The 7,972-nt window shown below is 70.8% G+C and carries 10 protein-coding genes and 1 tRNA gene; 8 read left to right on the forward strand and 3 right to left on the reverse strand.

Annotated features, from left to right (window positions below):
* Nucleotides 1-61 precede the first annotated feature (61 nt).
* Nucleotides 62-1,147, forward strand: coding sequence for an S-(hydroxymethyl)mycothiol dehydrogenase (locus ACFQ79_RS25250; protein WP_318206927.1), 1,086 nt, complete (start codon nucleotides 62-64; stop codon nucleotides 1,145-1,147).
* Nucleotides 1,147-1,776 (forward strand): MBL fold metallo-hydrolase, encoded by a 630-nt coding sequence (locus ACFQ79_RS25255; RefSeq protein WP_383587201.1) that lies wholly within the window; start codon nucleotides 1,147-1,149, stop codon nucleotides 1,774-1,776. Before ACFQ79_RS25250 ends, ACFQ79_RS25255 begins: the two co-directional genes overlap by 1 nt.
* Here the strand turns inward: ACFQ79_RS25255 and ACFQ79_RS25260 are convergent.
* Together ACFQ79_RS25260 and ACFQ79_RS25265 are read right to left on the reverse strand one after the other, a co-directional pair.
* Nucleotides 1,760-2,686 (reverse strand): pseudouridine synthase, encoded by a 927-nt coding sequence (locus tag ACFQ79_RS25260; protein ID WP_383587204.1) that lies wholly within the window; start codon nucleotides 2,684-2,686, stop codon nucleotides 1,760-1,762. The two genes, ACFQ79_RS25255 and ACFQ79_RS25260, sit on opposite strands and share 17 nt — an antisense overlap.
* A gap of 75 nt (nucleotides 2,687-2,761) precedes the next feature.
* Nucleotides 2,762-2,849, reverse strand: a tRNA-Leu gene (locus ACFQ79_RS25265).
* A 208-nt stretch (nucleotides 2,850-3,057) separates the two neighbouring features.
* Between ACFQ79_RS25265 and ACFQ79_RS25270 the strand changes: the two genes are divergently transcribed.
* The 5 genes from ACFQ79_RS25270 to ACFQ79_RS25290 all read left to right on the forward strand — a co-directional run bounded on the left by ACFQ79_RS25270 (nucleotide 3,058) and on the right by ACFQ79_RS25290 (nucleotide 6,893).
* Nucleotides 3,058-4,392 (forward strand): M20/M25/M40 family metallo-hydrolase, encoded by a 1,335-nt coding sequence (locus ACFQ79_RS25270; protein WP_319318433.1) that lies wholly within the window; start codon nucleotides 3,058-3,060, stop codon nucleotides 4,390-4,392.
* Between the two features lie 149 nt (nucleotides 4,393-4,541).
* Entirely contained in the window at nucleotides 4,542-4,982 is a 441-nt protein-coding gene (locus ACFQ79_RS25275) for a hypothetical protein (protein WP_383587208.1), read from the forward strand.
* 255 nt (nucleotides 4,983-5,237) lie between these two features.
* Nucleotides 5,238-5,450: a hypothetical protein gene (locus tag ACFQ79_RS25280; protein WP_383587211.1), complete on the forward strand. Its 213-nt coding sequence runs from the start codon at nucleotides 5,238-5,240 to the stop codon at nucleotides 5,448-5,450.
* 169 nt (nucleotides 5,451-5,619) lie between these two features.
* Complete coding sequence (gene chpH, locus ACFQ79_RS25285) at nucleotides 5,620-5,853, forward strand: chaplin ChpH (RefSeq protein WP_030315925.1); 234 nt, start codon at nucleotides 5,620-5,622, stop codon at nucleotides 5,851-5,853.
* Between the two features lie 140 nt (nucleotides 5,854-5,993).
* On the forward strand, nucleotides 5,994-6,893 hold the full coding sequence (locus ACFQ79_RS25290; RefSeq protein ID WP_383587214.1) for a chaplin: 900 nt from the start codon (nucleotides 5,994-5,996) through the stop codon (nucleotides 6,891-6,893).
* A gap of 56 nt (nucleotides 6,894-6,949) precedes the next feature.
* On the opposite strand, the gene ACFQ79_RS25295 is transcribed toward ACFQ79_RS25290, so the two are convergent.
* Nucleotides 6,950-7,138, reverse strand: coding sequence for a DUF5703 family protein (locus tag ACFQ79_RS25295; RefSeq protein WP_015032473.1), 189 nt, complete (start codon nucleotides 7,136-7,138; stop codon nucleotides 6,950-6,952).
* Nucleotides 7,139-7,185: 47 nt separating this feature from the next.
* On the opposite strand from ACFQ79_RS25295, the gene ACFQ79_RS25300 reads away from it, so the two are divergent.
* Nucleotides 7,186-7,914 (forward strand): hypothetical protein, encoded by a 729-nt coding sequence (locus ACFQ79_RS25300; protein WP_383587216.1) that lies wholly within the window; start codon nucleotides 7,186-7,188, stop codon nucleotides 7,912-7,914.
* The last annotated feature ends 58 nt before the right edge of the window (nucleotides 7,915-7,972 follow it).

A 7,972-nucleotide genomic window follows, 5' to 3' on the forward strand; every position in this document is an offset into this window, starting at 1 on the left:
GTCAGGAGATAGTGGTACGCAAGAGCCTTACAAGATCCGGTCGGAGGAAGGGAAGTTCGCGATGCCGCAGCACGTCCAGGGGGTCATCGCCCCCGGCAGGAACGAACCGGTACGGGTCGAGACGATCGTGATCCCCGATCCCGGCCCCGGCGAGGCCGTCGTGAAGATCCAGGCTTGTGGCGTCTGCCACACCGATCTCCACTACAAGCAGGGCGCGATCAACGACGAGTTCCCCTTCCTGCTCGGCCACGAGGCCGCCGGAATCGTCGAGTCGGTCGGCGAGGGCGTCACCGACGTCGAGCCCGGCGACTTCGTCATCCTCAACTGGCGCGCGGTGTGCGGCCAGTGCCGCGCCTGTCTGCGCGGCCGCCCCTGGTACTGCTTCGACACCCACAACGCCAAGCAGAGGATGACCCTGCTCGACGGCACGGAGCTGTCCCCGGCCCTCGGCATCGGCGCCTTCGCCGAGAAGACCCTCGTCGCCTCCGGCCAGTGCACCAAGGTCGACCCCGCCGTCGCCCCCGAGGTCGCGGGCCTCCTCGGCTGCGGCGTCATGGCCGGCATCGGCGCCGCGATCAACACCGGGAACGTCGGCCGCGGCGACACCGTCGCCGTCATCGGCTGCGGCGGCGTCGGCGACGCGGCGATCGTCGGCTCCCGCCTCGCCGGAGCCGCGAAGATCATCGCCGTCGACATCGACGACCGGAAGCTGGAGACGGCGAAGGCGATGGGCGCCACCCACACCGTCAACTCCCGCTCCACCGACCCCGTCGAGGCGATCCGCGAGCTCACCGGAGGCTTCGGCGCCGACGTCGTCATCGAGGCCGTCGGCCGCCCCGAGACGTACCAGCAGGCCTTCTACGCCCGCGACCTCGCCGGCACCGTCGTCCTCGTCGGCGTCCCCACCCCCGAGATGAAGCTGGAACTCCCGCTCCTCGACGTCTTCGGCCGCGGCGGCGCGCTCAAGTCCTCCTGGTACGGCGACTGCCTGCCCTCCCGGGACTTCCCGATGCTCGTCGACCTGCACCAGCAGGGCCGCATCGACCTCGCCGCCTTCGTCACCGAGACCATCGGCCTCGGCGACGTCGAGAAGGCCTTCGGCCGCATGCACGAGGGCGACGTCCTGCGCTCGGTGGTGGTGTTCTGATGGCCGCCCGCATCGACCACCTCGTCACCTCCGGCACCTTCAGCCTCGACGGCGGCACCTGGGACGTCGACAACAACGTCTGGATCGTCGGCGACGACAGCGAGGCGATCGTCATCGACGCCGCCCACGACGCCGAGGCCATCCTCGCCGCACTCGACGGCCGCGCCCTGCGCGCCATCGTCTGCACCCACGCCCACAACGACCACATCGACGCGGCCCCGGCGCTCGCGGCCGCCACCGGCGCCCGCATCCTGCTCCACGCCGCCGACCAGCCGCTGTGGAAGCAGACCCACCCCGACCACAGCCCGGACGGCGAACTCGCCGACGGCCAGGTCCTCACCATCGCCGGCACCGACCTCACGGTCCTGCACACCCCCGGCCACGCCCCCGGCGGCATCTGCCTGTACGCCCCCGACCTGGGCACGGTCTTCACCGGCGACACCCTCTTCCAGGGCGGCCCCGGCGCCACCGGCCGGTCCTTCTCGGACTTCCCGACGATCGTCGACTCGATCCGCGAGAAGCTCCTCACCCTCCCGCCGGAGACGGTGGTCCGCACCGGCCACGGCGACAGCACCACGATCGGCGCCGAGGCCCCGCAGCTCCAGGAGTGGATCAGCCGAGGCCACTGAGAGCCAGCCGGCTCTCGAAGCGCCTCGGCGCACCCGTGAACGGGTCGGTGAACTCCAGCGTCCGCGCGAGCAGTTGCAGCGGACGCCGGAAGTCCTCCGGCCCGTCCTCACGGAGCACCGGATAGATCGGATCGTGCAGGATCGGCAGCCCCAGCGCGTTCATGTGCACCCGTAGCTGATGCGTCCGCCCGGTCTCCGGCACCAGCCGGTACCGCCCGAGCCCGCCCCGCCGCTCCACGAGCGCGATCCGGCTCTCGCTGTTCGGCTCGCCCGGCACCTCCCGGGCGGCCATCACCCCGCGCTCCTTCTCGATCCGGCTCCGCACCGTCACCGGCAGCCCCACCGCCGGGTCGTACGACGCCACCGCCTCGTACTCCTTGCGCACCAGCCGGTCCCGGAACAGCGTCTGGTACGCCCCCCGGTCCTCCGGCCGCACGACACAGAGCACCAGGCCCGCCGTCAGCCGGTCGAGCCGGTGCGCGGGCTGCAGCGAAGGAAGCTCCAGCTCCCGCCGCAGCCGCGCGAGCGAGGTCTCCGTGACATGACGCCCCCGGGGCATCGTGGCGAGGAAGTGCGGCTTGTCCGCGACGACGATCCGCTCGTCCCGGTGGACCACCCCGACGGGGAACGGCACCGTCTCCTCCACGGGAAAGTCCCGGTGGAACCAGAGATAGCGGCCCACGGTGTACGGATCGTCCCCGGCCACCGGCCCGTCGACCCCGACGAACCGGCCCTCACCGAGCATCTCCTCGACCCGCCCGGCCCCGACGGCCGCCCCGTACCGGTCGAGCAGATGCTCCCGCACGGTCGCCCAGACCCCGTCCGGGTCGTCCGGCAGCCGCAGCCGCACGGGATCGATCCCGTCCCGCTGCGGCAACGGCGCGACCGGCGCCTTCGCTCTCCGTCTCACGGCTCCGCCTCGTGACCGCACATGTACGCACTCATGCCGAAAGCCCCGGTCGATGAGATCGACCGGGACTTCGTGTGGTGTCCGAGGGGGGACTTGAACCCCCACGCCCGATAAAGGGCACTAGCACCTCAAGCTAGCGCGTCTGCCATTCCGCCACCCGGACAAGGTGTCTGTCTTCCTGGCCGCTGGGCCCTTCCGACGAGGAAAACCATAGCAAACATTCGGGGTGGCCGATCACCACCCCTGGTCGCCCCCGACATGTGACAGCCGCGTGTCGGCCGAGGGCCGCCCTTGGGCCGGGAGGGGGGCACGCGGGAGGATGGGACGAGGACCGAAGCAATCATGTGGGGCACGTAGTGGGAGGAAGCAGCGTGAGCGAGTCGAACACGGGCCGAAGCGGCAACGCCGAGACCGCCGAGAACGAGGTCGTGGACCTCTGTCGCGACCTCATCCGCATCGACACCAGCAACTACGGCGACCACTCCGGCCCGGGTGAGCGGGCGGCGGCGGAGTACATCGCCGAGAAGCTCGCGGAGGTCGGACTCGAGCCCAAGATCATCGAGTCGCACAAGGGGCGGGCCTCCACCGTCGCCCGCATCGAGGGCGAGGACCCGTCGCGGCCTGCCCTGCTCATCCACGGCCACACCGACGTCGTCCCGGCCAACGCCGAGGACTGGACCCACCACCCCTTCTCCGGGGAGATCGCCGACGGCTGCGTCTGGGGCCGCGGCGCCGTCGACATGAAGGACATGGACGCGATGACCCTCGCGGTCGTCCGGGACCGGCTGCGCAGCGGCCGCAAGCCCCCGCGCGACATCGTCCTCGCCTTCCTCGCCGACGAGGAGGCCGGCGGCACCTACGGAGCCCGGCACCTGGTGGACAAGCACCGGGACCTCTTCGACGGGGTCGACGAGGCCATCGGCGAGGTCGGCGGCTTCTCCTTCACCGTGAACGAGAACCTGCGGCTCTACCTGGTCGAGACCGCCCAGAAGGGCATGCACTGGATGCGGCTGACCGTCGAGGGCACGGCCGGCCACGGCTCGATGACCAATGACGACAACGCCATCACCGAGCTCTGCGAGGCCGTCGGCCGGCTCGGCCGCCACCAGTGGCCGGTGCGGGTCACCAAGACCGTCCGCTCCTTCCTGGACGAGCTCTCCGACGCGCTCGGCACCCCGCTCGACCCCGAGGACATGGACGGCACCCTCGCCAAGCTCGGCGGCATCGCCAAGATGGTCGGCGCCACCCTGCGGAACTCGGCCGCCCCGACCATGCTCGGCGCCGGCTACAAGGTGAACGTGATCCCCGGCCAGGCCACCGCGCACGTCGACGGCCGCTTCCTGCCCGGTTACGAGCAGGAGTTCCTCGCCGACCTCGACCGGATCCTCGGACCGAACGTGAAGCGCGAGGACGTCCACGGCGACAAGGCCCTCGAGACCAGCTTCGACGGCGCCCTGGTCGACGCCATGCAGCTGGCCCTGCGCGCCGAGGACCCGATCGCCCGCGCCGTGCCGTACATGCTGTCCGGCGGCACCGACGCGAAGTCCTTCGACGACCTCGGCATCCGCTGCTTCGGCTTCGCCCCGCTCCAGCTGCCGCCGGAGCTCGACTTCGCCGGCATGTTCCACGGCGTGGACGAGCGGGTGCCGGTCGACGGCCTCAAGTTCGGCGCCCGGGTCCTGGACCGGTTCATCGACGCCTGCTGACGACGGCTGTGACTGAGCATCGCAGGTGTCGTGGCCGGACAACTGTGATGCTCAGGAGGCCCGAGTGATGGTGATGTATCCGCCTTCATCATGAATCGGACACTTCTGGGAGGTTTCAGCGGTTCACGTACGAGGCGCTCACCGATCCGGTGCAGCTTCAGGCCCGTCTCGGCGGGAGCACCCTGAGTACCTCGGTCGGCCTCACGGAGAGCTGGAACAGCGCGAGCGGGACCTACCGGTTGGAGGCGCTCTCGGGTGTCCGCCTGCGGAAGGGCGAGGTCCTGGTCATCGAGCTGACCGGCTTCCCCGTCTCCTCCGAGGAGGGACCGGTGCGGCTGTCCGTGGCGGAGGACTCCCACGGCCGCGGCGCCAGGAACGACCACCTCGTCACGTTGGGCCTGTTGAAGCGGGCCCCCGGGGTGCCGCGCAACTTCCGCGCGGACAAGACCCCGCTGGCTGCGACGGAGCAGGTCACGCTGCGCTGGGACGGACCCGACGACCTCCGCTACCAGATCCAGGGGCCGGACGGCCGGCTCCACCCCGTCCAGCAGGCCTCGGGCCCCTGGCACTGGTCGCCCGGCCAGGAGTGAGGAGCCCCGGCGGGACGCCACGTACCCCCTGATCGCCACCCCCCAGAGCCCGCATCGGCCCGGGTACCACCTCACCACCACGGTGCACCTGCGCAGCCCCGAGTTCGAAGGCGTCACCGCGACCGCCGGGGTCTCCACCCCGTGGGTGAGGGGAACCGGGCACGAAGGGCGCATCACCTTCACCGACCAGGGTGCCGCGGTCCTGACGGCCCGCCCAGGCTGATCGTCCACGGACGGCTCGACGCCGAGGGTGAGGTGGCGGCCGCCCGAGGGGTCGTCGTCGCCGGAGACCTCTCCACCGAGGGGATTCTCCGTGTCCACGGGGAGTCCCGCTTCCGAGGCAAGGTGAACGCCGACGGACACCTGTCGGTCCGCAACGAGGACGCCTGGATCATGCACACCGACGACGGACAGATCTCCGTCCAGGGGGACCTGCGCGTCCACGGAGCCTTCCGCTCCGACAGCTGACACCGTCGCCGGTACGGCCGTCCGCCGACCCCGTCCGGCGAATTCGTCCGCGCGTTTGCATGTGACCGGAAAGAGTGAATGCACTCGGGGGCTCGTAGCCCCCACCATTCCCCCTCGTTACAGGTGGTGCGGTCCGCGGCTGGGGCCGCATTTCCAACTAGGAGGAATAATGATCAAGAAGGTCGTCGCTGCTGCGGCTGCCACTGGCGGTCTGGTTCTCGCGGGCGCGGGCATGGCCGTTGCCGACTCGGGTGCCCAGGGTGCGGCCATCGGTTCCCCCGGTGTCCTCTCGGGCAACGTCGTCCAGGTGCCGGTTCACGTCCCCGTGAACGTGTGCGGCAACACGGTCTCCGTGATCGGGCTGCTGAACCCCGCCTTCGGCAACACCTGCGTCAACGCCTGACGTTGTGCCTCGCCCCGTGAGGGTGTGAGCCGGTCCGGCCCCGGAGTGCGTGCCATGCACTCCGGGGCCGGTGGCCATTTCCGCCCCGGGTGTTCCACCCGGTGGCACTCTTTCGAAGCCGAGCAGGCAGGGAACAAGCTATGCGACAGGTCACGCGCAAGGGTCTTGTCACCGTTGCGGCAGCCGGAGGCGTCTTCGCCGCCGTGGGCGGCGGTTACGCGCACGCCGATTCCGGTGCGCACGGTGCGGCCATGAATTCCCCGGGCGTCGCGTCCGGAAATTCCGTCCAGGTCCCGGTGCACGTGCCGGTGAACGCCTGCGGAAACACCGTCAACGTCGTCGGAGTGCTCAATCCGGCGATGGGAAACAAGTGCGCCAACATCTCCAAGCCGGGTAAGCCCGGCAAGCCGGGCGGCGGTTCCTCCGCCGGCGGGCACACCGGCAACTCCCCGGGAGTCGGGTCCGGCAACACCGTCCAGGTGCCCGTCGACGTCCCGGTCAACGTGTGCGGCAATAGCGTCACGGGCATCGGCCTGGGCAACGCCGCCGCGGGCAACAGCTGCGGCAACGGCATCGAGCCGACGCATCCGGGCAACCCTGGGAACCCGGGCAACCCTGGGAACCCGGGCAACCCTGGCAATCCTGGGAACCCTGGTAACCCCGGCAATCCGGGTAACCCCGGGAATCCGGGGAACCCCGGCAACCCTGGGAATCCGGGTAACCCGGGTAACCCCGGCAACCCTGGGAACCCGGGCAATCCCGGCAACCCGGGGAATCCCGGTAACCCTGGCACTCCGGGTAACCCCGGCAACCCCGGTACCCCTGGTACTCCGGGTACGCCCGGCAACCCGGGTACGCCCGGCAACCCCGGCAGTGAGGGTGGGCCGAACACCCCGGGTGAGCACAGCGTCACCCCGCCCCGTGCCGTCGAGGAGCTCGCCGAGACCGGCTCCGGTCCGCTCGGCGTGATCGTCCCCGCCGGCGCCGGTCTGCTGCTCGCCGGTTCGCTGATCTACCGCCGGTCCCGCAGCGCCGCCTGACCCGCGACGCACCACGCACAGGGGCCCCGCAGACCGCGGGGCCCCTTCTCGTCGCTCTACCAGGTCGCTCGGACCTGGCGGATGATCCGCCGCTTCAACCGCACTCTGCGGCTCCCGTCCCGGTGCAGGCTCAGACGGTCCAACTCCCAGTGTCCGTACTCGGCATGGTCGGTCAACAGCCGCGTCGCCTCCTTGCGGGAGACACCGCGCGGCACGTACACGTCGACAAATTCGTATTCCGGCATCGCATCTATTGTGCGGGCACGGGCCCGCTACGGATAGCGTGCGTCCCATGTCTGATGCTGCGCAGCCCACCGCTGCCGAGGTACGCGCCGCCGCCGAGGCGGTCAAAGCCGCACTGGACCGTCACCTCGCGGCGGTCGAACGCCGCACGGGTGACGACGACCCGGCCGTCTACGAAGCCTTCAACGCCCTCGCGGGGGCGGCCGAGGCGTACGACGAACTCCTCTACGACCGCTACGACGAGGTCACTCCCTTCGAGATCCCCGGAGCGGACGGCTCGCTGCCGCCGTACGCCGGACCCGACGAACCGCATGCGCTCAGCCTCCTGATCCGCCGGGACTACGCCGTGGCGGAGCCGAAGCGGCTGCTCGCCCAGGCGCGCCGCATCGCCGAGATCGACGGCGGGGCGGACGCCACCGGGCCCGGCGCCCGCGCCGGGGTCTCGCCGCTGGCCGCGCTCGGTGTGCTCTTCGGCGAGTACGAACCGGACGAGATCGCCTCCCGGCACAAGGAGTTCGGCCTGGAGGAGGGAGACTCCACGCTCTGGGTCACCGCCGCCGAGGAACTCCCGGAACCGGGGGAGTGGCTCAACGCCCCCTTCGAGCACGCCGATCCGGAGCGGATCGTCTGCCGCTTCGACGTCAGCTCCGTCTTCGACGAGGACGAGGACGCCGATGACGACGCCGATGACGACGCCGATGACGAGGGCGACGACGAAGGCGACGAGGACGGCGACGAGGACGGCGACGAGGACGGGGCCGGCGGCTCCGCCTCCTGAGGGAGGCCGGGGGCGCGAGGCGAGGGGAGACGGCGGAGGGCCGGGACACCGATCGTGG

The sequence above is a fragment of the Streptomyces sp. NPDC056480 genome (assembly GCF_042795405.1).
GTDB lineage: Bacteria > Actinomycetota > Actinomycetes > Streptomycetales > Streptomycetaceae > Streptomyces.